Consider the following 24788-nt stretch of genomic DNA (forward strand, 5'->3'; position numbering starts at 1 on the left):
CTAGGCATTTTATTAAGATATTTTTTCTAAACCCAATTTTCAAGGGCAAGGTTAGGGACTCTTTTAAATTCGGATACATTATTTGTTACTAGGGTTAAGCCATGACTTCTAGCATGAGCTGCAATATGAATATCATTTACTCCAATAGGCTTACCCTTGCTCTCCAAGAATGCTTTAATTTGACCATAATGCTGGGTTGCATTTATGTCATAAGGTAAAACTTCCAAATGACTTACAAAGTCTTCAATGTTATTAAGATTACTTTCAACCTGTTGACTCTTTTCTGCACCATACATCAACTCCGCTAACGTAATTGTTGATATAGCCATTCGATTTGCATTTTTATTGAAGATCTTCAGCACTTCCAGTGGCTTTCGCTTCATTACATAAATAACAATATTGGTATCTAGCAAGTACTTCAGCATTAGAGAGGCTCTCTATCGCTTTGCTCTTGAGAGCCTCTTTCATTCATAAAATCATCACTTACACGAGCATCACCTAAAAAGTAGTTGTCCCACATGTTTTCAATTGGGGCAATTATTCGCTCCCGACCCTTTGCGCGAACATTAACCTTGCGAACATTTTCTGGCAGCCGCATTTCAGCAGGCAATCTCACGGCTTGAGTCCGGTTATTTGTAAAAACAGTTGAAATAGCCATAACTTTTAATCTCCCAGTGTATATAGCAATTGTATATTGCATCGAATGCCTATGCAATCCCCAAAAATACCCTTCTCAGCATGCATGGTTTGAGGGAATTATTCATAAAGCCTCCCACTCCAGATCATCTTACTTTTCTTGCTGCATGATTTGCTCTTCGGTGGTTGCATCCAATTTAGATTTATCAACAGACCTCTTAGGAAATGTTGATGGATTGCTTGGGTCAACCTGGATTTTTATGATTTCAACTTCACTCATGCCCAAATAATAATCCTCCTCATTACAGCCTATCTCAGAACCGTAAATAAAAAGCCTAGCAATGCTAGGCTTTTTATTTACGCAACAACGATTGTTATCTTGAGATCACTGGCAAAAGTGGCACGATGAGCAATGCCACGATATTGATAATCTTAATCAGCGGATTAACAGCAGGACCTGCAGTATCTTTGTAAGGGTCGCCTACAGTGTCACCAGTTACTGCAGCTTTATGAGCTTCAGAACCTTTACCACCGAAGTTACCTTCTTCAATATATTTCTTCGCATTGTCCCAAGCGCCACCACCGGTACACATCGAGATTGCTACAAACAAGCCAGTCACGATCGTACCCATGAGTAAGCCACCCAATGCAGCAGGTCCTAGTAAGAGACCAACTACGATTGGAGCAACCACTGGCAAGAGTGAAGGAATGATCATCTCTTTGATCGCTGCTGAGGTGAGCATATCCACTGCTTTGCCATACTCTGGCTTAGCGGTGCCTTCCATGATTCCAGGGATGTCACGGAACTGACGACGCACTTCCTCGACTACTGCGCCTGCGCATCGTCCCACTGCTTCCATAGCCATCGCACCAAACAAGTAAGGAATCATGCCGCCGATAAAGAGTCCAATAATCACCATGTGGTTGGACAGATCAAATGACACTTGTTGGCCAATACCCTCTAGAGCATGGGTATAGTCAGCAAATAAAACAAGTGATGCCAAGCCAGCAGATCCAATCGCATAACCTTTGGTAACCGCTTTAGTGGTATTACCAACCGCGTCTAATGGATCGGTAATGTCGCGTACAGATTGTGGCAAACCTGCCATCTCTGCAATACCACCAGCGTTATCAGTGATTGGACCATAGGCATCGAGCGCCACCACAATACCTGCCATCGACAACATGGCTGTTGCTGCAATCGCAATGCCGTACAAACCAGCTAACCAATACGCTGCAAAAATTGCGGCACACACAAACAGTACCGGATAAGCAGTCGACTTCATTGAAATGCCTAAACCAGCAATGATGTTCGTACCGTGGCCCTTAGTAGATGCTTCAGCAATGTGTTGTACTGGCTTGAACTGTGTACCGGTGTAGTACTCAGTAATCCATACCAAACCTGCTGTTAGCAACAAGCCTACTACGGTTGAACCAAATAAGCGCCATTGGCTACCTGGGATACCCAAGGCATCGTCCGGCATGATGAAGTTAGTTACGAAGTAGAAAGCAATCAGCGATAAACCGCCAGCAATGACCAAGCCTTTATACAAAGCAGGCATGACGTTTCTCATACCGGGAGTTGCTTTGACAAATGAGCAGCCAATGATGGAGGCAATGATTGAAACACCACCGAGTACTAATGGGTAAATAATTGCCGCTACTGGTGCACCGGTAACCATGAGCGAACCCAACACCATGGTTGCAATCAAAGTTACGGCATAAGTTTCAAATAAATCTGCCGCCATGCCTGCGCAGTCACCAACGTTATCGCCAACGTTGTCAGCAATCACTGCGGGATTACGTGGATCATCTTCCGGAATACCCGCTTCGACTTTTCCTACTAAGTCAGCACCAACGTCAGCACCTTTAGTAAAGATGCCGCCGCCCAAACGAGCGAAGATCGAAATCAGTGAAGAGCCGAATGCCAAACCAATCAGTGGATGCAAGACAGAAGAGAGGTCTTGTCCTGCACCAATCGATACCAGAAACATAAAGAACAAGCCGACACCCAAGAGACCAAGGCCCACTACCAACATGCCAGTAATAGCGCCGCCTTTAAACGCCACATTGAGCGCTTCGTTCATTCCCTTGGTAGCCGCTTCTGCAGTACGAACGTTTGCTCGTACCGAGACGTTCATGCCGATAAAGCCGCAAGCACCAGAAAGAACGGCACCGACAACAAAACCTATGGCAGTCGCAAAATCGAGGAAGAGTGCCATCAAAATGGTCAGGATTACCCCAACTACGGCGATCGTTTTATATTGGCGCGACAAATAGGCCGCCGCACCCTGCTGAATCGCCTCCGCAATTTCTTGCATCTTGGCGTTACCAGTACTTTGCTTCAAGATCCAGCCGCGCATCACAAAACCGTAAATTACGGCTAGGACACCGCACGCCAAGGCAAAATACAAGCCTAAAGTGACATTACTCATGCTTGAACTCCCTAAAGTTAATCGTTTGTTAATCTTTATTGATTTGCATAACCTGCACTTAGGTAGACCTGGTTCCCGAAAGCTTTAAACTATGGTCTTTAAGCAGTATCAGTATGTAACAGAATCACCCCTGCGCCCCCCTTTATAGGATCAGGGTATTTACTAATCATTATTCGGAGTATTTATGAGTCTCGACAAAGTCAAGCCAGGTAAAAAGATCCCTGAAAGCTTCAACGTCATTATTGAAATCCCAATGAACGCGGATCCAATCAAGTATGAAGTAGATAAAGAGAGTGGCGCAATTTTCGTTGACCGTTTTATGGGTACTGCAATGCACTATCCATGTAACTATGGCTACATCAACAAAACCATCGCTGGTGATGGCGACCCTGTTGACGTTCTCGTAATTACCCCTTTCCCATTGATCCCAGGTGTGGTTGTTAGCTGCCGCGCAATTGGTGTTTTACAAATGGAAGATGAAGGCGGTCAAGACGCGAAATTGTTGGCTGTTCCAGAAGACAAAATTTTGCCTATCTACACTCACTGGCAAAAACCAGAGGACATCAATCCTTTGCGCTTAAACCAAATTCAACACTTCTTCGAGCACTACAAAGATCTCGAGCCAGGTAAGTGGGTAAAAGTGAAGGGTTGGGGTGGCGTTGCAGAAGCTCATCAAGAAATTCTTGAGGGCATCGACCGCTACAACAAAGAGAACAAGTAATTTTTTAAACTATTGATAGGCTTTGTGAATCGGAGTGAGCGCACAGAAAATTGCTTTAGCCCAAATCAACCCATTACTGGGTGATTTGGCTGGTAACGCGCAGCTGATTCACAAGGCCGCTCTAGACGCCTATTCTCAAGGCGCCAAACTTGTAGTAACCCCCGAGCTCTCGCTCACCGGCTATCCCCCAGAAGACCTATTACTCCGCCCTGCTTTTATTGAGGCAGCGCAAGAGCAGCTAGAACTCTTGATGAAAGAGCTCGCTCAGTACTCTGGTCTGACCGTTATCGTGGGTCACCCCAAAAAGACATCAGCAGGTTTGCAAAACTATGCGTCCGTTTTACAAGATGGCAAAGTGATTGCAGGCTATGCGAAACAAGAATTGCCTAACCATGAAGTCTTTGACGAAGTGCGTTACTTCGTTCCCGGCAATCAAGCTTGTGTATTTGAATGCGAAGGCATTCGTTACGGATTAATTCTGTGTGAAGATGCCTGGCATGCTGGTCCAGCTAAGCAAGCGCATGCTGCTGGCGCACAAGCACTACTCGTGCCAAATGCATCTCCGTATCATTTGAAAAAAGAAGCACTACGTATTGATGTATTGCGTGGCCATATTGCCCAAACCAAAATGCCACTGGTCTATGTCAATGCCGTTGGCGGACAAGATGAATTAGTTTTTGATGGCGGCTCCTTTGCTTTAAATAGCAAAGGTGAAGTTGTGATGGCGATGCCCCAGTTTGAAACTGGCTTAGGCATTGTTGCAACCACTTCATCCGGCGAATTAGAAAAAGGCTTAATTACCCCACCCCAGTCTGTTGAGGCGCAGGCCTATCAAGCACTGGTCTTGGGTGTACGGGACTATGTCACCAAGAATCGCTTCCCTGGTGTGATTATTGGACTATCTGGCGGCGTGGACTCAGCATTAGTTCTGGCAATTGCTGTAGACGCTTTAGGTGCCGACAAGGTACGCACCGTCATGATGGCCTCGCGCTACACCGCGGACATCTCTTGGATCGATGCGCGCGAGATGGCGCAGAACCTAGGCGTGCAATACGACGAGATTCCGATCAGCGGACCGGTTGATGCTTTAGAAGCATCCTTAGCTGAGCAATTTAAAGGTTTAAATGTTGACGCCACTGAAGAAAACATTCAGGCACGTGTGCGCGGCACGCTGCTCATGGCTCTATCGAATAAAACTGGTCGACTCGTTTTAACCACGGGTAACAAAAGTGAAATGGCAGTCGGCTACTGCACGCTCTACGGAGATATGGCTGGCGGCTTTGCGGTCATTAAAGATATTGCCAAGACTTTGGTGTATCGCTTATGCGCCTATCGCAATAGTATTAAGCCCATCATTCCGGAGCGTATTTTGACTCGCGCCCCTTCAGCTGAATTACGTCCTGACCAAAAAGATCAGGACAGCCTACCCTCCTACGAAGTATTAGATGGCATCGTTGAACGCTACATGGAACAAAACCAATCTATCGCCCAGATTATTGCCGCAGGCTTTGATGCAGAGAGCGTGGAAAAGGTCACCCGCCTCATTAAGCTCAATGAATATAAGCGCCGTCAGGCACCCCCAGGGGTCCGTGTAACGACCCGTGCTTTTGGCCGGGATTGGCGCTACCCAATCACATCACAATTTAGAGCCTAGACTCCCAGAAAATAGCCATTTTTTGGCAAGCTATTGAAGTTCTAGGTATGATTACCGCATTAGGGGGAATAAATGAAATTAATTACATCCATCATTAAGCCGTTCAAGCTCGACGAAGTCCGTGAATCCTTGGCTGAAGTAGGCGTTACTGGCCTTACTGTTACTGAAGTAAAAGGTTTTGGCCGTCAAAAAGGTCACACTGAACTGTATCGTGGCGCCGAATATGTTGTCGACTTCTTACCTAAGGTAAAAGTAGAAGCTGTAGTTGCTGATGACCGCGTGGAAGCAGCTATCGAAGCCATTACTAAAGCTGCTCGTACTGGCAAGATTGGTGACGGAAAGATTTTCGTTACTGCAGTTGAACAAGTGATTCGTATTCGTACCGGTGAAACCGATAACGCAGCAGTTTAACGATTGATTACATGCATTACCCAAACCAGCGGCTTCATTAGCCGCTGTTTTTATTTGGATTAACGTAATTGAGAATCTGTAGAGGGGGCTGGAGCAATAGTCTGAACAATTTCAGCAGGCTCCAAAATAATGGTCTTGCTACTCGTGTTTCCAGTGCGCACCTTAGCGCCTTGGTAATACAAATCTACCTGATTCAATCCACCAGTTAGAACCTTGAACGGTGGCTTACCATACACGCTAGCTCCAACACCAGGCTCAAGCATTTTGTTTTGAGTTTTACCGGTAGCATCCACTACACAAACAGTTTGTGCAGTCTTGGATTGCAAATACACCATGTCACCCGCTTTTTTAGGTGCGTCTGGTTTGTAATTGAGAGCAGAAGCATCTGCAGGCGGGCACTCTACTGAAGCAGCAGCAACAGCCTGAGTGGCTGGAACAGGAACAGATGTTGCTGGCTGAGCAGCTGGTGCAGGCTCAGCAGGCGCACTTGCAGGCGGCGTCTCTGGCACAACCTCTTGAATGATGACTACCTCTTCTTTAACTGGCTCAGGGAAAAATAGTGGGCGTAAGTTCACCACGGAAAAAATCACTGCTGCAGTAATAGCCAATAAGAGAATGATTTTCTTTTTAGGATCAACAGATGCTTTTGACTTCACGCTGTAGTCAAGAACGCTCTCAGTTACTTTTCTTGCGATAGGCTTTTCAGCTTTTGGTTCGGCGGCTGGCGCCTGCGAAACAAGTTCTTTTGTTTGCTCTGTTTCTTTTGCCTGATTTTTTTCTTTTGTTTTTTCAGGCTTTGCTTTTTTATCTGCTGCAGAGGCTTTTGTCTCCTCCTGCGATTTTTCTTCTACTTCAGCTGGTTTAACGGGTTGCACTACTCCAGAAAAATCAAATGCATCTTCTGGGGTGAGTTTTAGTAAACCGGCAACTTTTTTTGCTGCTGTGAATTTAACTTGGGCGCCATAGAAACTACTGCTCTCACCATTCTCAATCTGTTCAATTTGGCGAACAGATAGGCAAGCCATTCCAGATAAATCTTTCGTGCTTAAACCAAGACTTTCTCTAGCCTTAGTAAATGCTTCTTTACGAATCTCTGGAAGTTTTTCTGATTTATTCACTACGCAGTAACCATCTCATATGGAAGTAACAAGATTGATAGTAATACCAAAATGGCGCAAGGGTAATTAGCCGCCAAGCTAATTATTTAAAGGGTGGTTCTCAAGATTGGACTCAAGATACTTCTTCACTAAAACCTGCACTGAATCAGCGTGCATTTTGTCCATCACCCTAGCCTTGTGAACCTTAATCGTGGCATCGGTTGTTCCTAGTTTTACTGCAATATCCTTGTTTAAAAGGCCTTTAACAAGCCATCCACACACTTCACGCTCTCTTGGGGTCAGGCTTTCGTAATCCTTCTTGGCTTCAACATCCAATGAAACGCGCTTGAGCTGGCGACTATCAAAGTCAATTGCATCTGCAACCGCTTTTAAGAGCTCTTCTAGGTTAAATGGCTTAAATAAGAAATCTACCGCACCCTTCTTCAGCCCCTGAACAATTTGATGGGGGTGGCTTTGTCCACTAACAAAGATAATGGGGGTCTTGCGACCGAACTTGAGAAGCCTCTCCTGCAAATCTAGACCTGTCATATCTGGCATTTGCATATCTAAGAGAATGACTGCTGGAGAGACCGGAACAGACTTCTCTAAGAACAGGGTTGCAGAGGCATAGTCTTCGACCAAATAGCCCAGTTCCCGCAGCATTCTTGAGAGAGAAATACGCATCGATTCATCGTCATCAATTAGGTATATGTGGCCGACTTTAGTCATTGAATTCAAAGGAAAAAGTAATATATGAGCTAATGTACTGCAGTGCTTTTCAGGAAGCTATTAGCTATCTAGCTAATATTTAGACCTAAATCAATGATTTCATTGGTATATTTGTATTGCATTGCAACATTTAGACTCTCCACTGCCTCCATGGGACCCTCAAACCCATCTCACGGCACAATAGAGCCTTTCGACACAAACCTTTTCTGGAGTAATAAGCATGAAACGCCTAAATGAACGCTCGCGCATGGTCACCGAAGGGGTCGCTCGCGCACCTAATCGTTCGATGTATTACGCAATGGGTTACGAAGAAAAGGATTTCGTAAAGCCAATGGTTGGTGTTGCGAATGGTCATTCCACTATCACTCCTTGTAATAGTGGCTTACAAAAATTAGCTGATGCTGCGGTTGAAGCTCTTGAAGCAGCCGGCGCAAAAGCACAAGTATTTGGTACGCCAACAGTTTCTGATGGTATCGGTATGGGTACTGAGGGTATGAAGTATTCACTCGTATCTCGCGAAGTCATTGCTGACAGTATTGAAGTGTGTGTCAATGGTCTTTGGCAAGACGGTGTAGTTGTAATTGGTGGTTGCGATAAAAATATGCCAGGCGGCATGATGGCTTTAGCCCGTACGAACGTTCCTGGTATTTATGTTTATGGCGGCACGATTAAGCCGGGCCATTACAAGGGTAAAGAACTTAATATTGTTTCTGCATTTGAAGCAGTTGGGGAATTTACTTCTGGTCGACTCAGCGAAGAAGATTTAAAAGGCGTTGAGCAACACGCTTGTCCAGGCAGCGGCTCCTGCGGCGGCATGTATACAGCAAACACCATGAGCTCCTCATTTGAAGCTTTGGGTATGAGCCTTCCCTACTCCTCCACAATGGCTAACGTTGATGCTGAGAAGGTAGCAAGTGCAGCCGAGTCAGCACGTGTCTTGGTTGAAGCGGTTAAAAACAACCTGCGTCCACGTGACATCATCACTAAGAAGTCTATTGAGAACGCAGTGAGCGTCATCATGGCTGTTGGTGGCTCTACCAATGCGGTATTGCATTTCTTGGCCATTACTAGCGCAGCTGAGATCGACTGGACTATTGATGACTTCGAACGTATTCGTAAGCGCGTTCCAGTGATCGCGGATATGAAACCATCCGGCACTTACCTAGCAACTGATTTACATCAGGCTGGCGGTATTCCACAAGTAATGAAGATTTTGCTCGATGGCGGATTACTCCACGGCGATTGCATGACCATCACTGGCAAGACAATTGCTGAAGTATTGAAAGATGTTCCATCAGTGCCACGCGCTGATCAGAAAGTAATTCGTACTTTAGATAATCCTTTGTACAAGCAAGGTCACCTGGCTATTCTCAAAGGCAACATCTCTCCTGAGGGTTGCGTTGCGAAGATTACTGGCTTGAAGAACCCATCCATTACTGGCCCAGCCCGTGTGTTTGATTCTGAAGACGACGCTATGGCAGCCATCATGGCGCAGAAGATTAAGGATGGTGATATCGTGGTCATTCGCTATGAAGGTCCTAAAGGCGGCCCTGGTATGCGTGAAATGCTTGCCCCCACCTCTGCCCTGGTTGGCCAAGGTTTAGGCGAGTCTGTAGGCCTCATTACCGATGGCCGCTTCTCTGGCGGCACTTGGGGAATGGTAGTTGGCCACGTAGCTCCTGAAGCGTATGTCGGCGGCACAATCGCCCTCATCAATGAAGGAGACTCCGTCACAATCGATGCGCACAAGCTACTGATTCAACTGAATGTGGATGAAGCAGAAATTGCAAAGCGTCGTGCAGCCTGGAAACAGCCTAAGCCACGTTATACCCGTGGTCTGTTAGCAAAATACGCAAGTCTTGCAAGTAGCGCTAGCAAAGGTGCGGTAACGGATTTGAATTTAGAAATCTAAACTGTTTCGCCAAATAAAAAGCCCCTAAGTAAAACTAGGGGCTTTTTATTACCTCAGCATTACTACTGAATCTAAATCTTAGTGCTTCATTGCTCCCCCATGACCAGAGCCTGGGTTACCCATGGCATTCACAGGCATCTTTACTTCTACTTCGCCAGCTTTGGCAAATTTGAGCTTGACTGGAACGGTTTCACCAGCAGTCAATGGCGCCTTAATATTCATAAACATAAGGTGCAAGCCACCTGGCTTCAACTCCACAGCGCCACCAGCAGGCACAGCGATATCTTTTACTTGGCGCATCTTCATGACGTTGCCGTCCATCGCCATTTCGTGCAATTGCACTTCACCAGCAACTGGTGAGCTTGCTGATACCAATTGATCAGCAGCACCTTTGTTCTCAATCTTCATAAAGCCACCAGCAACTTGCTGTCCAGGAACAGTAGCGCGGGTATAGGCATTCTCAATTTGTACGCTACCCACTTTAGCGTTTTGTGCGTGCACTGAAAAACTTAAACCCAAGGTTATTCCAGCAAAAGCACACAAACCAAACAATCCTTTTATCTTCATTTCTTTTCTCCTAGTGATTAATAATTAAGGTACTGAATTTTGATGAACTATGATTTTGGCATCAAAGTCATTTGTAATTGGCGAAAATCAATCAACCCTGTTTTGCGAGTTGCTTTGCCACTCCTATCGATCATGATCGTTGTAGGAGTCTCACCTTGCCATTTTGGATCAATCTCATAACGCAAGCGCTCATCAAATGGAGCGGCCACATAAAAATTATTGGCTTTTTCCAATCCTGCTTTGCTCAACATCTTTTTAATTGAATCAACCGGTACATCATCCACCTGAATGAAAATTACCTTAGCAGTAGGATTATTTTTTACGAAGCTCCCCCATTGCGGCATCTCTTTTACACAGGCTGGGCAAGTCACGCCCCAAAAATGAACCGCTAGGGGGGCGCCATTAGCAGTCTTTACTAGAGAACTCCAATCCCCGGCTTGATATGGCTTCAGAGCATTAGTATCGGCCAACCCAATATTGACCATAAATAAATTTAAGAACAAGACTATCCAATACTTTTTCATTTTTTATGCCCAACATTGATTAGCTGATAACCATCAGCTCGTGTTAACCAAGATAAAAAGACCGCATCTCCATGAGATAGCAACAAGGGGTGATCGCTATACCCTTCAGTACTTGCCAATACCCTCGGTGAACTCCAAGTGTTTCCATCATCAGCTGAGTCTAGTATGTATATAGACGACTTCTTGCCATCGAACTCTTTCCATGCCAGCCATACTTGTTGTCCAGAGGCAAAAAGATATGGTCTCGCAACGTTAGATGCTTCTGCACCTATCCTACTTGACTTTGAATACGTCAATCCCTGATTGCTAGAGTTGGCATAGAACACACCAGAACGCTTACTGCCTTGTGTATACCAAGCCACATGGAATTTTCCGGAACTAGATACGGCTATCGATGGCCCATGATGCGGACAGGCATCCGTTTTCCAATCATCATCAGCAACTTTACGAACCGGGCCTGCCCCCTTACCTGAAATCACCTGGGAGGCTTGATCCCTTATACCGCCAGCAAAGATGGCTCGATAGACGATGACCGGCTGACCTTGCGGATCAAGTGCTGCACCAATACGACAACACTCACAACTACTCTCATTGGCAAAACGCTCTACATCAAACGATTTACCGCCATCCTGGGAGAATGAGTATGCAATGGAGCCACCTAAACGCTTTTCACCACTCTGTTTTGCTGCAGCAACTAAACGCTTATCGATCCACGAGATAAAAATATTGCCATCTGGATTGATCAGAGCCGATGGAAAGCGCTGACTAGAGCTATCTTTTACTAAGGACGTTGGCACTGAAAATGTATTGCCGCCATTCGTAGATCGGGCAGTGTTGATTTGCGCATTCCAGTTAGCATCCTTGAAAAACGAGTATGCCAAAAAGACATTTCCTGCTTTATCAGACACAATTTGTGGTCTTGCATCACTACCGGTATCTAGCGATTTTCCATGCTCTGCAATTTTGGTTGCAGGCGTAAAAGTTTTCCCAAAGTCTGTCGATTGGGCTACAGAAACTACTCCATTGGCCGTCCACGCCAATAGTAGTTTTCCATTCTGATCAAAAAATGGTGTTGCAGCGTTCGCACACTGCAATCCATCGCCCTGACAAAGATCACTGGGCTTAGTCTTCATAGCACCCGCCATCCCCGAAGAATGGTCCATCTGTGCTTGTGCTTGCCCAATAGCCCCTAACGCACCTAATAGAAGTGCACAAAGCAATACGGGGGGTTTGAACAAGTGATTGATTTGCATCATGATTAAAAGATGATACGCCCACCGACTGAGATAGCTTGTGGCATACCTTGTGTATAGGAAGTAGAGCTGCCTCCCGTACCAAAGGTAATGTATTGACGATTAAACAAGTTCACTGCAGAGGCGTAAATCGTTGCATTTTTTGTGAGCTCATAGTTTGCACGTAAACCTACCACCGCATAAGAGGCTACCGGCAAAGTATTAGCAGTGTTCAACCAAGAGCTCCCCACATAACGAACTGTGGCAGTCAAACTTGCTTGAGGTACTGGGTAATAAGTTAAGCTGCCGCCCAGAATGTTCTGCGGAACGCCGCCAACCTGCTTATTAATTGGGTCACTAGTAGCGCTCATTGTTAACTTAGTGCTAGTAAATGCATAGTTCGCATCAGTAGCCCACTTCGAGTTAATGTCGTGATGAAACTGAAACTCAATACCCTGACTTAAGAGGTTTTGATTATTAGTGTAGTAACTGATATTTTTAGAGTTACAAATTCCAACATTTCCAGTTCCGGCTAAAGGATTTCCTGTAGCGCCGCATAGACTTCTAGCCAAGGCTACGTCGCTTGAGCTTTGGCTAGACAGGCTATAAGTTGCAACAGCATTCTGAATATAGTTGTTAAATGCGGTTAATTGCGCAAATCCGCCCTTCCATCGATAGTCTGTACCGACCTCATAACCCGTCATTGTTTCAGGCGTTAGATTTGGGTTGGCAAAACTATAACCACTTGATGAGCCATAAGAGCGTAGGGTGTTATTCATACCCGGTGCATGAAATGCTTGATAGGCAGCAGAACGTAAATCCCAATTCTTGCTCATCTTATACAACAATCCCAAGGTAGGACTCAATTGCGTCTTGCTTTGGTTGGGTACATTCTGATATGAAGGGTTTGCGCCGTTAGAGCCTGCGTTGTAATTGGTAGGAGTCTGGCTATTCCATTGATCCACACGGGCAGCCAATGTTGTTTCTAGCGGAAAAGATTCAGCATTGGACTTTAGTTGCCCCATCAAACCATAAAATGATTGTTGGCCTTGCGCATAATTCACGGCAGCTGAAGTACCGTTGTTATTTAAGTTATTTGTTAAATTTGATCCGGCAATATTGCGTGCATCAACACCTACTACATACTGATTGATTAAGCCTGTAACTTCTTGGGTGTAGAGTGCTGACGCACCTACTGTGCTGTAGGGGTCCTTATAGGTTGCATTGATATATGGTGTATTGGCAGGAATATTATTTGATCTGCTTATTGTAGTTGAGCCATTCTGCTTATTGAAATTAGTATTTTCATAGAAGAAATTGACATCCACTTTAGATTTGTCGTCAAAGCGGGTTGTGGTTCCGCCTGCAACATCAGTTTCCTGAGTAAGATTGGTCGCAAATGCATAACCAGAAGAGAGATCAGACATTGTGTGATAGCCCACACGGAAGAAGCCATTGGTATCCTGGGTTGCTTTGAAGTAACCTTGCATTCTCACATTAGAGTTATGAGAAGACGCAGGACCTTGGCCATTCTTAATGTTGGCTGGTGAGCCTGGTGAGATTGTTGCAATATTTTGATAACCATCGGTATTGAAATAATCAGCCGAGAATCGTAGTTGAAGATTTTCTGAAGCGATAATGTCTTTGGATGCTGCTACGTTGCCAGTTCCAAACGCACCATAGCTAGCAGATGCCTCTTGCTGGCTATTAACGGGGGTTTTGGTCTTAATATTAATTACGCCACCCATGCCGTAGTTGCCCCACAAGCTAGAAACACCGCCGCGAATAAACTCAACCGAGTCGATTGAGGACATCGGTACTAAATTCCACTGTACCGTTCCATAAAAGGCGTCATTAGCTGGCAATCCATCTATCAATACCAAAGTACGCGCATTACCAAGACCGCGCACGTTAATACTTTGACCCGTTGGATCCTTTTGGTAATAAGGCTGATCATTCAAGATCACGCCAGGTACATTCTTTAAGATTTGATCAATAGTTTGATCTGGCGCTACTTCTAGCGCCTCTTTAGTGAGAACCGTTGTATTGAGAGGAATCTCATCTAATGGAGTGCCTGATCGAGTAGCTGTTACGGTCACGCTCTTTAACTTCTGATCGTAGTCTGGCGGTGGCGCAATTTGCGCCTGCGCATTGATGAACACCGACCCAAATAGCATGCCAACACATGCGCTGAATTTCTTTTGCTGAAACAACATTTACTGCTCCACTTGATAACGCGACAACGTATTGAATGAATCGTTGCCAACCACATAGCTAGGCTATGCCCTAAATTTAATTAGGCGTTTACTGGTGGAGCTGCTGAGGGAGGTGATACCCAAACTGCGAGTGGTTTAGGCGACTGATAGAAAAGCTGTGGCAGCAAAGCTAAAGTTTGCGGCGCTTGAAAAGTGAGATTGGTATTAAAGGCTGGTGTGATGCTATTTTGAGCTACGCAATATGGACATGGCTGTGCTTGTTCTGCCACTTCCTGCTCATCACCTTGCACTTGAATCTGAAGCTTGTTGCCATCAGCCGAACAAATCTCCATCGCGAAACCTTGACCATGTTTCGCAAGCGAGACTGCTTGTGATACGGCTGGCGCAAGTGCACTCATTGCGATTGCAAAAGCGGCAATCCAGTGAATGAGACGGTTTTTATGGAAATTCATGATGCGAGAATTTTATCGGAATTCTGTATTTCTTCTGTCTTTGGCATGAAAAAAGGGGCTGACGCCCCTTTTTCCTTTGAAATCGCTATTTCTAGCGAGTTACTTATGCTACTGCAGACTTTTTCTTGCCTACAAACTTGCCAATCAATGGCCAGAAGAGGAGTACTAAAGCCAAAGATGTAATGCCGCCTACCAATGGGTTAGAGAAGAAAATATCTAAGCTACCCTGTGAGAAGAGCATGGACTGACGGAAGGAGTCTTCTGCACGGTCACCCAATACCAAGGCCAAGACCATTGGTGCCATTGGGTAGTCGAGTTTCTTAAAGACGTAACCCAGAATACCGAAGCCCATCATCAACCAAACGTCAAACATGGCGTTATGAACGGTGTATGCACCAACCGCACAAATCACAATAATGACTGGCGCAATGATTGAGAATGGAATTCTCAAGATGGAGGCAAACAGTGGCACGCAAGTTAATACAACAAACAAGCCAGCCAAGTTACCCAAGTACATACTAGCAATCAAGCCCCATACAAAGTCTGGCTTCTCTACGAAAAGCAAAGGACCAGGTTGTAAACCCCAGATCAACAAGCCACCGAGCAATACCGCTGCTGTTGGTGAACCTGGAATACCGAGTGACAACATTGGTAGAAGTGCTGCAGTACCAGCAGCGTGAGCTGCAGTTTCTGGAGCAACAATACCTTCCATCTTGCCGGTACCGAACTTGTCACCTTCTTTGGATACACGCTTAGCAACGCCGTAAGCCATGAAAGATGCTGGAGTTGCACCGCCTGGAGTAATACCCATCCAGCAACCAATTAAGCAGCTGCGTAATGAAGTAGCCCAGTACTTAGGCAATTGCTTCCAAGTTTCCCAAACCACTTTGCCGCGAATCTTCGCTGCCGCACCTTGGAATGCCAAGCCTTCTTCCATAGACAGGAGAATCTCGCCGATACCGAACAAGCCGATCACAGCGATCAAGAAGTCAAAGCCACGCATCAATTCTGGGTTACCGAATGTCAAGCGCAATTGGCCAGTAACAGTATCCATACCAACGGTAGCCAAAGCAAAGCCCAACATCATTGCTGAAATGGTCTTAAATGGCGATCCTTTATTCATACCTACGAAACTACAGAAGGTAAGCAGATAGACCGAGAAGAACTCGGGCGGACCGAATTGAAGTGCAAACTTCGCAACCAATGGTGCCAAGAAGGTAATCATCACGATCGCAAAGAAAGCGCCTACGAATGAAGATGTGAAGGCTGCAGTCAATGCTTCGCCAGCTTTGCCATTACGGGCCATTGGATAACCGTCAAAGGTTGTCGCAACAGACCACGGCTCGCCGGGAATATTAAACAGGACCGATGTAATCGCTCCGCCGAACAACGCACCCCAGTAGATACAGGAGAGCATGATGATCGCGGATGTTGGTGGCATTGTGAATGTCAACGGCAACAGAATCGCAATACCGTTTGCACCACCTAAACCTGGCAAAACACCGATGATCACACCGAGCGTTACACCAACCAACATTAACAGCAAGTTAAAGGGTGTCATTGCAACGGCAAAGCCGTTGAATAGAGCGCTAATTTCTTCCAACTTGAACTCCTTATTTAATCTTTTTTAATAGTTATTATTTTTTAACGTACACCCAAGAATTCGAGCGGGTTAAACCATGCACCGTGTGGCAATGGAACTTGGAACCAGTACTCAAACATTAGGTATAGGGCAGCGCTCACGCCAACAGACACAGCAACAGCCTTCCAAATTGGATACTTGCCTAACCACACCATGAAGATCGCAATGTAGAGAGCTGCAGAAACATAAATACCAATCAGTTGCACGCCCAATACAAACACAGTCGCTGGCAGAAGCACAGCCATAACTTGCTTTAATGGCTCGCTATCGACAAATGACTCTGTTTTCTTTTTCTTATTAACGATCGCAGCTTGGTAAAGAGTAACTGTGCTTGAAAGCAAAATAATCAAGCTGACATAGAACGGAAAATATCCCGCCTCAGGACCATCAGCACCCCAACTAGCACCCAATTTCAGGCTGCCTACCATTACGGTGACGCCAATTGCTAGGAATAAGAGCGCAGTGATGATATCCATCGCTCTTACGCTGATCGCTGATTCTTGATTTGAATTATTTGTATGTTCAGACATTTTTATATTTTTAATAAAGTTGATTAACGCACTTACTTAAAAAATGGGACCTCCTACTGGAGGTCCCATCTTGTTCTAACAAAATTACTTAGCTAAGAATCCTGCTTCGGACATCAATTGCTTATGCAAAGCTTCATTCAATGTGAGCCAGTTTCTGAATTCTTTACCGGTCATGAATGTTTGATTGAATGCACCATCAGCCATGAACTTCTTCCACTCTGGAGTAGCACGAACCTTCTTGAACAAGTCGATGTAGAAATCAACTTGGTCTTGAGTTACACCAGGAGCCATAAAGATACCGCGCAACATGACATAGTCAGTTGGAATACCCGCTTCTTTACAAGTTGGTACGTCATACCATGATTGAGTATCGGTCACCTTCTCTTTGTATGGCATACGTGTGTCATCAAATACGCACAATGCACGTAATTTATTTGCACGCCATTGAGCCACTGCCTCAATTGGGTTATTCACAGAAGAATCAATGTGGTTACCAACCAATTGAACTGCAACGTCGCCACCTCCCTTGAATGGGATGTAAGTGAACTTAGCGCCGGTTGCTTTTTCAATCGCTACAGTAATGATCTGGTCTTCAGACTTGGAACCAGTACCACCCATTTTGAACTTGCCACCCGCCGCTTTAGCAGCATCAATATATTCCTTGGCAGTCTTGTATGGCTTGTCTGCGTTGTCCCACAAAACGAATTGGTCAAGTGCCAACATTGCTACTGGAGTGATGTCTTGCCAGTTGAATGGAACACCCGTTGCCAATGGAGTTGTAAACAGGTTTGAGAGTGTGATCACAATCTTGTTTGGATCGCCCTTCGCTTCTTTCATTGCCAAGAAACCTTCTGCACCAGCACCCGCACCTTTGTTCACGGGAATAACAGCCTGTTTCATCAAGTTGTTTTTGGTGATAATTCCTTGGATCATACGAGCCATTTGGTCAGCACCACCGCCAGGACCAGCAGGAATAATGAACTCAACAGGTTTAGTTGGCTCCCATGCAGCGAATGCAGGAGATACGCCTGCAACACCAAGAGCTAAAGCAGTAGAAAGCAATGCACCTTTTAACTTCATCTTCATAAGATATGTCTCCAAAAAATGGTTAACCAATTAAATTTGGCTTATTTGTTGTGTGAATGATTTTTAAACAAGATGTGCCAGTAAAACTTGACTGCCATCAATAATTTCGCAATCGATTCACACAGGCTTCTGAAATCTAGTAGAAACCCTCATAACTCAAGCCAAAGACCGTAGATAGTGTACTTACTTCGGAGGTAAAAAACTGCATTTAATGCACATATAATGCACATTTTTAAAAGGTCTTAAATGCAAATGATTGTTAAGGGTTTTCCCTTAACCTGAACGAACAACAGTGCCGATTAACGGAAGCGATCTAGAAGTTTTTTGCTAACTTTGTCCAGCTGCGTGGAGTCTTTAATTAAGAACTGCAAACCATTCGAGTCAGCAATGAGCAAGGTATTGCCAGCAATCCTGCGAATATCTTCTTCGCCTTTGAGACGTATACGTGTTGGGCCACGATCGGTTTCGATTTCCCAAATGCTTGGCGTAGCGAAGGTTGAGACCTTGGTGATTTTTTCAATGACCGGCATGAACTCACGTTCAGCCAGCTCTTCTTCAATTAATCCAAGCTCTGCTTCAGAAATTGCAGCCATGTTTGGAAACCAGCAAAGCTCTTTGCCGGATTGATTCATGATCCCAATGCCTGCGCCAGGCGCAGTTATCGGAAATGCTCTGACTGGATGAACGCCCACATGTCGCTCACCCTTCTTATCAATAAAGACTAGGCGGCCTAGCGCATCACGCTCGAGGTGATGAGTGGATTGATTGATTTGCGTCATACCCCACCCCCAATTTTCTTGGCAACTTCTTCTAGTTTTTCTTCTTGCTGCTCAGCATGTTCTTCTTCCAAGCTTTCGCCAATAGCACCGCCCTCAACTAACTCTGCTGCATGACGTAGCTGAGCTTGGTACAAGGTGTAATAAGCGCCCTGAGCTTCCATTAGCTGCTCGTGAGAACCAATTTCAACAATCTCACCTTTATCCAACACAACCAAGCGATCTGCTTTTCTCAAGGTGGAGAGGCGGTGCGCAATCGCAATCGTGGTGCGCCCTTTAACTAAGTTATCCAATGCGCGCTGAATTTCTTTTTCAGTTGTCGTATCAACAGATGAGGTTGCTTCATCCAAAATCAAAATACTTGGATTAATTAAAAGGGCACGTGCGATGGAGATACGCTGCCGTTCGCCACCCGATAAAGACTGACCACGCTCACCAACCAGGGAGTCATAACCCAAGGGCAAACGTAAAATAAATTCATGTGCGTGAGCTGCACGTGCAGCTTCAATAATTTCTTCACGAGTAGCGTCAGGCTTGCCGTAAGCAATATTCTCAGCAATCGTGCCAAAGAATAAGAATGGTTCTTGCAATACCAAACCAATACGTTTGCGGTAGTCAGAAATGGCGATGCTGCGAATATCGCGCCCGTCTAATGAAACAGAGCCGGAACTGACGTCATAGAAGCGGCAAATCAAGTTCACTAAAGTACTTTTGCCTGAGCCGCTATGCCCTACCAAGCCGATCATTTCACCGGGTGCAATATCTAAATCAATACCTTTAGTGACAGCGCGATTGCCGTAGCGGAAACCTACGCCACGGAGTGAGATGCGACCCTTTACCTCGCCCAAAGGCGCTGGGTTGATAGGCTCCGGAACACTGGAGACGTGATCGAGAATGTCAAAAATACGTTTAGCACCTGCGGCTGCTTTTTGTGTATGCGAAACAATGCGGCTCATCGAATCAAGGCGAATATAAAAACGTCCGATGTAAGCCAAGAATGCAATCAATACACCAACGGTAACTTTCTGATGCGCCACTTGCCATATACCAAAGCCCCATACTACCAACAAACCAGTTTCCGTTAGCAGTGTCACTGTAGGAGAGAACAAGCCCCAGACGCGATTCACACGATCATTAATTTGTAGGTTGTGTTTATTGGAATCTACAAAGCGTTTGAGTTCGCGATCTTCTTGTGCGAACGCTTTAACAACACGAATACCTGGAATCGTATCGGCAAGAATGTTGGTTACTTCCGACCAAATACGATCAATCTTTTCAAAACCAAAACGTAGGCGATCACGCACTACGTGAATCATCCAGACGATAAATGGCAATGGCGCCAATGTAACTAAGGCTAGCAAAGGATCAATAGATACTAAGATCGCTGCTGTCATGGTGATCATCAACACATCAGTTGCAAAATCAAGTGCGTACAAAGACAAGAAAACGCAGATACGATCAGTCTCCGCACCGATACGTGCAATCAAATCACCTGTACGTTTGCCGCCAAAATATTCCAATGAGAGTTTGAGTAAATGTTCAAAGGTAGTGTTTCTTAAGTCAGCGCCAATACGCTCACTCACCAGCGCAAGTAAATACGTTTTCCACCAACCCAAGCCCCATGCAATGATCGCAGCGCCAAATAAAGCCAAGAGATACATGCTGGCCAAATGGAAATCGATCGGGTTCCCCTTCTCATATGGAATCAACACGTGATCCATTAACGGCATCGTGAGGTATGGCGGAATTAATGTTGCGCCAGTGGATAACAGAGTTAATACAAAACCGAGCAGCAATTGCTTCTTGTAAGGACGGGCGAAACGCCAGAGCTTGAATAATGTCCAGGTCGATGGCGGTGCGTCATCTTCGGGATCGCAAGTTGGACAGCTCTCAGAGTTTGCTGGCTTAGGACTCAAGCAAGCTGGGCACACCTGTTTGTCGTACTCACTAACCTCGCCACTACTAATCTCTTCGCCACGATTAAGCTGCTTAAAGCTAGATTGCAATCGAAGCACCTGTGGATTAACGGCTAAGGTGAAATTCCAAGACTTGAGTAACTTATCGGCAGTTTCTAGCCTTAAATGTCCTACTCCTGCATGATCGCCATGGACTAAATGAGCACCTTGACCCAATTGCCAAGACTCAAATACCTTGCCATCCGTCCAAAATAGACCCTCTTCACCGAGTAAAAGCAGGCTTTTTTCAAAGCGCAAATCCGCATCCAGATCGAGCTCGACCCAAGCCAGCAGGTCATCAGGACTCTTGAATGGGGTGTTTTGATTCGCTAAAACAGCCTCCCAAGAGCTTGGCAGCACGGGGGCAAAAGGTAAGATTTGTGGCTTCATTGACCTTAAAAGTATAGTGGAGCTGAATTATTTAGATTTATTGCTCCTGTCAACTTTAGGGGGGCAAAAGCCGTTAAATTGTCTGTATAGGCCTTTTTATGTATTTTTGCTACTTTTGTGAGTTTTTCAATAACTACTAAAAACAGAGAGACTGTCTGACGCGTCAACGCCAAAACCCTGGCGACGGCCATCGCAACACTGCATATGCCCCAATTACTAGATAAATCCATCGAGATTCTGAGCGTTAAGCATCTCCGTGGCCCCAATATGTGGACCTACCACCCTGTTATTGAGGTTTGGGTCGATATTGGCGATTTAGAGGACTACCCCTCTAATCTCATCCCTGGCTTTTACGATCGCCTTGTCAAAGCAATGCCTAGCTTGGTTGAACATCGTTGTAGCTATGGCGAAACTGGCGGGTTCTTAAAGCGCGTTGAGGAAGGCACTTGGCCCGCTCACATCATGGAGCACCTTACGCTTGAGCTGCAAAATTTAGCCGGTATCCCTGGTGGATTTGGCAAAGCACGTGACGGTGATCGTCGTGGTGTTTATAAAGTAATGGTTAGCGCCATCAATGAAGAGGTCACATTAACTGCCCTCAAATATGCGCGTGACCTTTACTTAGCTTTAGCACAAGACAACAGCGATTGCGTTGCTCTAGTAAAAACCATCATCGAAAATTTACGTGATCTTGGCGATGATCTTTTGCTAGGCCCTAGTACTGCTTGCATTGTTAATGCTGCTGAAGAACGCGGCATTCCTTCGATTCGTTTATCCGAAGGCAACTTAGTGCAATTGGGTTATGGCGCCAAGCAACGTCGCATCTGGACGGCTGAGACTGATCAAACAAGCGCCATTGCAGAAACGATTTCTCGTGACAAAGATTTAACTAAGAGCTTGCTGCGTAGCGCAGGTGTACCTACGCCCGAAGGTAGAACCGTAACCAGCCCTGATGATGCATGGGAAGCAGCACAAGACATCGGCTTGCCAGTGGTAGTGAAACCAATCGATGGCAATCATGGTCGCGGTGTATTTATTAATCTCTACACCCAACAAGAAATTGAAGCTGCCTATGCAGTCGCGATTGATGAAGGTAGTGAAGTATTGGTTGAACGTCACATTGTTGGCGATGAACATCGCTTGCTCGTAGTTGGTAATAAAGTTGTTGCTGCTGCAAAAGGCGAAACAGTTTGGGTTACTGGTGATGGCAAACACACCGTTTATGAACTCATTCAAATTCAGATTAACTCTGATCCACGTCGTGGCACTGCTGAAGAGCACCCTCTCAATCCAGTTCGTATTGACTCTGCAGTAGAACTTGAACTAGCGCGTCAACAATTAACTGGTGATAGTGTTCCTGCTGCTGATCAAAAAGTATTAATTCAAAGCAATGGTAACGTTGCATTTGATGTCACTGATTTAGTTCATCCGGATGTAGCAAGTCAAGTAGCATTAGCTGCTCGTGTTGTTGGCCTAGAAATCGCCGGTGTTGATTTAGTAGCCCAAGACATCAGCAAACCACTAGCAGATCAAAATGCCGCCATTGTTGAAGTTAATGCTGGCCCAGGCTTATTGATGCACTTAAAGCCCGCTAGCGGCAAACCCCAGCCTGTTGGCAAAGAAATTGCCAATCACCTCTTCCCTCCTGGCGCGGATTTCCGCATCCCAGTGGTTGGTGTTTGTGGTGAACGTGGCAAAACGCCTGTTGCTGAAATGATTGCGCATTTCTTGCGCCTTACCAATGTCTATGTTGGTCTATCTTGCAGCAAGGGCTTATTTTTTGGCAATCGTGCCATTCCAAATTCCAACTCGTCGAACTGGGAAAATGCCCGTCGCACCCTTCTCAATCGTGCAGTCGAGGCGGTGGTCATTGAGAATAATCACCTATCAATGTTAATCGAGGGTTTGGCCTACGATCGTTGCCAAGTGGGTGTTGTACTCAATGTCGATCCTAAGGCCAATTTCCCCCAATACGCGATCTACGATGAAGATCAAGTGTTTAGCATTGTTCGCACACAAGTTGATGTCGTTCTACCAACAGGCGTAGCCGTTCTGAATGCGGATGATGCGATGTGCGTACAAATGGCCGAACTATGTGATGGCGAAGTGATCTTCTTTAGCGAGAATCCAGAATCTGAAATCGTTAAGGCACATCTACTGAATGGTGGACGTGCAGTGACGATTGGTAAACAACAAATTTCTCTGAAGTCTGGCAAATTGGATCAGAAATCTATTCCCGTGCCACGCCACTCAGAGGCAAGCAGTTCTACTCCTTGGAAGACTATGAATTTAGGTGCGGCTATTGCTGCAGCCTGGGCTTTAGACATTCCGTTTAACGTTATCGAAGCAGGTGCAGAAACTTTCGTACCTGACGCCACTACTGCTACAGGGGCTTAATTGGAAATTACCCGTATTCGCATGTTGCGCGGCCCAAATTTATGGAGCCGTCATACCGCTTTAGAAGCCATTGTTTCTTGTGATGAATCTGAACGCTCAATCGACTCCATTCCCCAGTTTGAAATTAAGATTCGTGAACGCTTTCCGCAGCTCGGCAGCATGCGTCGCGGCGGCCACAATGAAGTGCTTTCACTTGCACATGCTTTAGAGCATGCAGCCCTAGGTCTGCAAGCGCAAGCAGGTTGCCCGGTTACTTTTAGTCGCACCGTTCAAACTGTAGATGCAGGTGTTTACCAAGTTGTTGTTGAATACACCGAAGAGGTCGTTGGTCGAATGGCCTTTGACTTTGGCTTTGCATTAATTCAAGCAACGCTCAACGATGCACCCTTTGATCTAGCTGCAGCACTCTCCGAACTAGAGGCGCTGTATGAAGATGTCCGTTTAGGGCCAAGCACTGGATCTATCGTCGATGCAGCAGTTCAACGCAATATCCCCTATCGCCGAATGACAGAAGGCAGCATGGTGCAATTTGGCTGGGGTAGCAAACAAAAACGTATTCAAGCCGCAGAAACCAGTGATACCAGCGCTATTGCTGAAGCGATTGCACAAGATAAAGAGCTCACCAAGAACTTACTCGCTGCTGCCGGTGTCTCTGTTCCGATTGGTGAAGTAGTTACAACTGCCGATGATGCTTGGCGCGCCGCTCAAAAAATTGGTGGTCCTATTGTGCTTAAGCCAAAGGACGGCAATCAAGGCAAAGGTGTTGTTGCCAACATTCAGACCGAGGAAGAGGTTCGTGCTGGGTTTATTGTGACTCAAGCCTTTGGTCGTGAAACCATTGTTGAGCGCTATCTGCCAGGCGCAGACTACCGCTTACTAGTAGTAGGCAATCGTCTTTCAGCTGCTGCACGCCGCGAACCTGCTCAGGTGGTTGGTGATGGTACTCACACCGTTGCCGAATTAGTCGAAATTGAAAATAAAAATCCATTGCGCGGTGATGGTCATGCAACTGCTCTGACTAAAATTCGTTTTGATGACATTGCTCTAGCACATCTAGCAAGCTCTGGCCTTACCCCACAACATGTTCCTAAAACTGGTGAGCGCGTTCTACTGCGTAACAACGCCAATTTAAGTACTGGTGGCACCGCCACCGATGTAACAGATGACGTTCATCCTGATGTCGCAGCAAGTGCTGTAGCTGCCGCTCAAATGATTGGTCTTGATATTGCGGGTGTAGATATCCTTTGTGAATCTATCTACAAGCCGCTCGAACAACAAGGCGGTGGCATTGTTGAAGTAAATGCAGCACCTGGTTTACGCATGCATCTGAAACCTTCCTATGGCAAGGGTCGTCCTGTTGGCGAAGACATTATCAATATGATGTTCCCCCCAGGCGATGATGGACGCATCCCTGTCGTAGCGGTTA

Annotated in this window: 21 protein-coding genes and 1 pseudogene; 6 read left to right on the top strand and 16 right to left on the bottom strand. The window is 45.7% G+C overall.

What is annotated here, in order from left to right:
- Window positions 1–26 precede the first annotated feature (26 nt).
- The 4 genes from vapC to JaK3_RS08715 all read right to left on the bottom strand — a co-directional run bounded on the left by vapC (window position 27) and on the right by JaK3_RS08715 (window position 3071).
- Window positions 27–425 carry a type II toxin-antitoxin system tRNA(fMet)-specific endonuclease VapC gene (gene vapC / locus JaK3_RS08705; RefSeq protein ID WP_068323595.1) on the bottom strand — a complete coding sequence of 133 codons (399 nt, stop codon included), beginning with the start codon at window positions 423–425 and terminating at the stop codon, window positions 27–29.
- Window positions 425–700: a type II toxin-antitoxin system VapB family antitoxin gene (gene vapB / locus JaK3_RS08710; RefSeq protein ID WP_276203351.1), complete on the bottom strand. Its 276-nt coding sequence runs from the start codon at window positions 698–700 to the stop codon at window positions 425–427. The genes vapC and vapB overlap by 1 nt, the downstream gene beginning before the upstream one ends.
- Window positions 701–787: 87 nt before the next feature.
- Entirely contained in the window at window positions 788–916 is a 129-nt protein-coding gene (locus JaK3_RS10920) for a hypothetical protein (protein ID WP_276203352.1), read from the bottom strand.
- Window positions 917–1010: 94 nt separating this feature from the next.
- Window positions 1011–3071: a sodium-translocating pyrophosphatase gene (locus JaK3_RS08715; RefSeq protein WP_068323605.1), complete on the bottom strand. Its 2061-nt coding sequence runs from the start codon at window positions 3069–3071 to the stop codon at window positions 1011–1013.
- A gap of 184 nt (window positions 3072–3255) precedes the next feature.
- Between JaK3_RS08715 and ppa the strand changes: the two genes are divergently transcribed.
- The 3 genes from ppa to glnK all read left to right on the top strand — a co-directional run bounded on the left by ppa (window position 3256) and on the right by glnK (window position 5857).
- Window positions 3256–3792 carry an inorganic diphosphatase gene (gene ppa, locus JaK3_RS08720; RefSeq protein ID WP_068323609.1) on the top strand — a complete coding sequence of 179 codons (537 nt, stop codon included), beginning with the start codon at window positions 3256–3258 and terminating at the stop codon, window positions 3790–3792.
- Between the two features lie 34 nt (window positions 3793–3826).
- Window positions 3827–5446, top strand: coding sequence for an NAD+ synthase (locus tag JaK3_RS08725; protein WP_068323611.1), 1620 nt, complete (start codon window positions 3827–3829; stop codon window positions 5444–5446).
- Window positions 5447–5518: 72 nt separating this feature from the next.
- On the top strand, window positions 5519–5857 hold the full coding sequence (glnK, locus tag JaK3_RS08730; protein WP_068323619.1) for a P-II family nitrogen regulator: 339 nt from the start codon (window positions 5519–5521) through the stop codon (window positions 5855–5857).
- Window positions 5858–5916: 59 nt separating this feature from the next.
- Here glnK and JaK3_RS08735 read toward each other — a convergent pair whose 3' ends face one another.
- Window positions 5917–6975: a helix-turn-helix domain-containing protein gene (locus tag JaK3_RS08735; protein WP_068323622.1), complete on the bottom strand. Its 1059-nt coding sequence runs from the start codon at window positions 6973–6975 to the stop codon at window positions 5917–5919.
- Window positions 6976–7053: 78 nt separating this feature from the next.
- The gene (locus JaK3_RS08740) at window positions 7054–7683 is read right to left on the bottom strand and encodes a response regulator transcription factor (protein ID WP_082786411.1); all 630 of its coding nucleotides are present in this window, start codon (window positions 7681–7683) and stop codon (window positions 7054–7056) included.
- Window positions 7684–7903: 220 nt separating this feature from the next.
- On the opposite strand from JaK3_RS08740, the gene ilvD reads away from it, so the two are divergent.
- On the top strand, window positions 7904–9595 hold the full coding sequence (gene ilvD / locus JaK3_RS08745; RefSeq protein WP_068323628.1) for a dihydroxy-acid dehydratase: 1692 nt from the start codon (window positions 7904–7906) through the stop codon (window positions 9593–9595).
- A 78-nt stretch (window positions 9596–9673) separates the two neighbouring features.
- Here the strand turns inward: ilvD and JaK3_RS08750 are convergent, their stop codons facing one another.
- From JaK3_RS08750 to JaK3_RS08795, 10 genes are all read right to left on the bottom strand, one after another.
- Window positions 9674–10162 (bottom strand): copper chaperone PCu(A)C, encoded by a 489-nt coding sequence (locus JaK3_RS08750; RefSeq protein WP_068323631.1) that lies wholly within the window; start codon window positions 10160–10162, stop codon window positions 9674–9676.
- Window positions 10163–10209: 47 nt separating this feature from the next.
- Window positions 10210–10686, bottom strand: a complete 477-nt coding sequence (locus tag JaK3_RS08755; RefSeq protein ID WP_068323634.1) for a TlpA family protein disulfide reductase — start codon at window positions 10684–10686, stop codon at window positions 10210–10212.
- On the bottom strand, window positions 10683–11942 hold the full coding sequence (locus JaK3_RS08760) for a sialidase family protein (RefSeq protein WP_161484709.1): 1260 nt from the start codon (window positions 11940–11942) through the stop codon (window positions 10683–10685). Before JaK3_RS08760 ends, JaK3_RS08755 begins: the two co-directional genes overlap by 4 nt.
- 2 nt (window positions 11943–11944) lie before the next feature.
- Complete coding sequence (locus JaK3_RS08765; protein WP_068323638.1) at window positions 11945–14134, bottom strand: TonB-dependent receptor; 2190 nt, start codon at window positions 14132–14134, stop codon at window positions 11945–11947.
- 80 nt (window positions 14135–14214) lie between these two features.
- Window positions 14215–14586, bottom strand: coding sequence for a DUF2946 domain-containing protein (locus tag JaK3_RS08770; RefSeq protein ID WP_068323645.1), 372 nt, complete (start codon window positions 14584–14586; stop codon window positions 14215–14217).
- 103 nt (window positions 14587–14689) lie between these two features.
- Window positions 14690–16189 (bottom strand): tripartite tricarboxylate transporter permease, encoded by a 1500-nt coding sequence (locus tag JaK3_RS08775; protein ID WP_068323646.1) that lies wholly within the window; start codon window positions 16187–16189, stop codon window positions 14690–14692.
- A 41-nt stretch (window positions 16190–16230) separates the two neighbouring features.
- Window positions 16231–16758, bottom strand: coding sequence for a tripartite tricarboxylate transporter TctB family protein (locus tag JaK3_RS08780; protein WP_068323654.1), 528 nt, complete (start codon window positions 16756–16758; stop codon window positions 16231–16233).
- Window positions 16759–16842: 84 nt separating this feature from the next.
- Window positions 16843–17844, bottom strand: a complete 1002-nt coding sequence (locus JaK3_RS08785) for a Bug family tripartite tricarboxylate transporter substrate binding protein (protein ID WP_068323656.1) — start codon at window positions 17842–17844, stop codon at window positions 16843–16845.
- 299 nt (window positions 17845–18143) lie between these two features.
- Window positions 18144–18623, bottom strand: coding sequence for a cyanophycin metabolism-associated DUF1854 family protein (locus JaK3_RS08790; protein WP_068323657.1), 480 nt, complete (start codon window positions 18621–18623; stop codon window positions 18144–18146).
- On the bottom strand, window positions 18620–20965 hold the full coding sequence (locus tag JaK3_RS08795; RefSeq protein WP_068323659.1) for a cyanophycin metabolism-associated ABC transporter: 2346 nt from the start codon (window positions 20963–20965) through the stop codon (window positions 18620–18622). The genes JaK3_RS08790 and JaK3_RS08795 overlap by 4 nt, the downstream gene beginning before the upstream one ends.
- Window positions 20966–21169: 204 nt before the next feature.
- On the opposite strand from JaK3_RS08795, the pseudogene JaK3_RS08805 reads away from it, so the two are divergent.
- Together JaK3_RS08805 and JaK3_RS08810 are read left to right on the top strand one after the other, a co-directional pair.
- Window positions 21170–23350: pseudogene (locus tag JaK3_RS08805) on the top strand (cyanophycin synthetase); the annotation flags it as partial.
- A gap of 12 nt (window positions 23351–23362) precedes the next feature.
- Window positions 23363–24788: cyanophycin synthetase family protein (locus JaK3_RS08810; protein WP_420865698.1), on the top strand; the 1426-nt coding region annotated here is incomplete at its 3' end.

Origin of the sequence: Polynucleobacter yangtzensis (genome assembly GCF_001595965.1) — a bacterium.
Taxonomy (GTDB): Bacteria; Pseudomonadota; Gammaproteobacteria; order Burkholderiales; family Burkholderiaceae; genus Polynucleobacter; species Polynucleobacter yangtzensis.